This is a genomic window from Streptomyces hainanensis (genome assembly GCF_004348415.1).
Lineage (GTDB): Bacteria > Actinomycetota > Actinomycetes > Streptomycetales > Streptomycetaceae > Streptomyces > Streptomyces hainanensis.
The window spans coordinates 1-2,482 of sequence record NZ_SMKI01000724.1; the positions used below are offsets into that span (position 1 = coordinate 1).

Consider the following 2,482-nt stretch of genomic DNA (forward strand, 5'->3'; position numbering starts at 1 on the left):
GCCCCTCGGCCGGGTAGTGCCTGACCGCGGCGCTCAGCGCGGCCCACCCCGACCGGTCCTCCAACGCCCGCCCCCGCAGGCGTGCCTCGGCCGACTCGCCCGGCTGGAGCTCGCGCACGATGCCGAAGTAGCCGTTCGCGTAGTCGCTCTCGAACAGGACGTCCTGCCACTCGCCGTCGACGTTCCACTCGAAGTCGAACGGGAACGGGTCGTCCGCCCCGTCGTCCGCCCAGGCCCACATGTCGGCCTGGGCGTACACCGGGGCGATCGGCTCCGCACCGAGGTTGGTGACGCGGTAGGTGAACTCCTGCCACGCGGTGGCCGGCCCGCCCTCGGGTACGTCGACGAACTCCACGACGACCGACTCGTCGTCCGCGGCGTCCTCGCAGTAGGGCAGTTCGGAGATGTCTATCGGCTCGATGGCCGTGCCCTCGGCGTGGGCCGGCGAGGCGCCGAACAGGGCGAGGGGAACGAGGGCGACGGCCGTGGCGCCGGCGGCGGCATGGCGTGCGCGACGTTGCTTCACGGTGGATACCTCCGAGGAGAACGGTGCGGGTACACCTGATCGGACAGGTGAACGCCGCGGCCGGTTGCCCCGTCCGGTGTCACCGGAATGTCACAGAAACCGTCACCTCAGCTCGCGCAGCAACTCCTCGGTGTGTTCCGCCAGTCGGGCCGCGTCCTGCGGATCGAGGGTCTTCAGGGAAAGGTCGAGCCGCTTTCCCCGGTCGACGGCGGTGAGCGGGTCCGACGGCGGACGGTCGATCCACTCGACGATCGGCCGCACCGACTCGGCCACCGGGCGGGCGAAGAACCGGCCGAGGAGTCGGAGCGCGCCGCGCACGACCGGGTTCTCGTGACCGTCCAGGCCGCTTCTGGTGAAGCCGGGGTGGTAGAGGACGTAACGCGCCCTGCTCGCGCCTCCGTCGGCGAACGCCACGCCGAGCAGGTCGTTGGCCCGGCCCGCCTGGAGTTGGGCGCGCACCTGGCCGTAGCGGCGCGTCAGTTGGGGGTCGTCCCAGTGGATCCGGCCCGCCGTGTTGCCGACGCCGGCGACGTTGACGACGACGGGGGCCGGCGCGGCGTCGAGGAGCGGGCGCAGGCCGTGGCCGAGCAGGTAGCGGCTCAGGTAGTAGAGGGCGAAGGTGTGCTCCAGGCCGTCCGCCGTCTCCCGCCGCCGGGGGCTGACCCGGTTGGCGAACAACCCCAGCGCGTCGACCGCCTCGTACCGCTCGCCGATGTCGGCGACGACCCGCTCGACCTCGGCGATCGACGACAGGTCGGCGCGCACGAAGCGCAGTTCGGGGTTGGCGGCCTCCTCGACCAGCGCGCGTCCCTTCGCCTCGTCGCTGCCGATCACCGTGACCCGGTCCCCACGAGCGAGCCGTTCCAGCGCGGTGGCACGACCCATGCCGGTGGTCCCGCCGCTGATGATCACGGTCTTCCGTGGTTGGCCCGACACGGTGTCCTCCCTAGGCTCGACATCGACTGGTCCGATCCTCGGCGGCCCCGCCGAGCGCCGAAAGAAGGCAGTTTGATGTCCGGTACGCACACCGATGTGCCCGCGCCGCCCACGGTGCCCTCGGTACTGGCCCACGACCTGCCCCGCCCGGTGCCGGCCGACGAGTTCGCCGCCTGCCCGGTCGGGGAGACGTTCCGGCGCGTCGGCGACCGGTGGAGCATGCTGCTGGTGATCCTGCTCGGGCAACGGCCGCACCGGTACAACGAACTGCACCGGGCGATCGAGGGCATCAGCCAGCGGATGCTGACCCGCACCCTGCGCAACCTGGAGACGGACGGCCTGGTGCGGCGCGAGGTGCACCCGACGGTGCCGCCCGGCGTGGAGTACAGCCTCACCCCGCTGGGCGGCACCCTGCTCGAACCGCTGTCGGCGCTGGCCGACTGGGCGGTGCGGCACGAGGTGGAGATCGAGGAGGCCCGCGCCCACGCCCTCCGCGACCGGCGCGCTCAGCGTTGACCGAAGGAAGGCGACGGCCCCCGCGCCGCCGTGGAGACGGTGGCCGAGGAGATGACCCGCGACGTCACGGACGAACTCGCCGACGCGCTGGAGGGCCTCGACGCCGAGGACCGCCGCGCTCTCCGGTCAGGGAGACGCGGCTGAGCGCCGTCCCGCCCTCCCCCGCTTCCAGGCGCAGTCGGCGGCGTGGTCGTCGTCCGTGACGATGCCGTGCAGGCAGTAGGAGCAGGTGACCGGCACGGCCGGCCGCACGGGGCCCTCCAGGCCGGTCACCACTGTGACGTTCGGCCCACCATCCGGATGAGTCAGCGGGCGCAACGTCACAGCCAACGCCTCGCGCAACGCCACGGCGTCGGTGAGGCAGTCGCCGATCGGCCGCGACAGCCACCGCACGGCCGGGGCGCCGAGCCAGCCGCCCCAGCACCAGGCCGCCGGCGGCACGGTCACGTAGTGCCCGCGCCCGAGGATGTCCACCCCGGGCAGCCCCCACTCTGTCTCTTATAC

4 protein-coding genes are annotated in these 2,482 nt (G+C 72.8%); 1 reads left to right on the plus strand and 3 read right to left on the minus strand.

The genetic code is table 11. The annotated features are described in order from the left end of the window. The coding region (locus E1283_RS35210) for a hypothetical protein (protein WP_132822233.1) at positions 1–526 on the minus strand (526 nt) is incomplete at its 3' end. Between the two features lie 102 nt (positions 527–628). Beyond that, positions 629–1,462 (minus strand): SDR family NAD(P)-dependent oxidoreductase, encoded by an 834-nt coding sequence (locus E1283_RS35215; protein ID WP_132822234.1) that lies wholly within the window; start codon positions 1,460–1,462, stop codon positions 629–631. Between the two features lie 75 nt (positions 1,463–1,537). Here E1283_RS35215 and E1283_RS35220 point away from each other — a divergent pair, with 75 nt between their 5' ends. Next, the gene (locus tag E1283_RS35220) at positions 1,538–1,978 is read left to right on the plus strand and encodes a winged helix-turn-helix transcriptional regulator (protein ID WP_132822235.1); all 441 of its coding nucleotides are present in this window, start codon (positions 1,538–1,540) and stop codon (positions 1,976–1,978) included. A gap of 126 nt (positions 1,979–2,104) precedes the next feature. Here E1283_RS35220 and E1283_RS35225 read toward each other — a convergent pair whose 3' ends face one another. Further along, positions 2,105–2,452, minus strand: coding sequence for a hypothetical protein (locus E1283_RS35225; protein WP_132822236.1), 348 nt, complete (start codon positions 2,450–2,452; stop codon positions 2,105–2,107). Positions 2,453–2,482 lie beyond the last annotated feature (30 nt).

What these genes read in the sequence shown, in the direction of transcription:
- E1283_RS35220 (WP_132822235.1), top strand. Translation starts at nt 1,538, where the DNA reads ATGTCCGGTACGCACACCGATGTGCCCGCGCCGCCCACGGTGCCCTCG.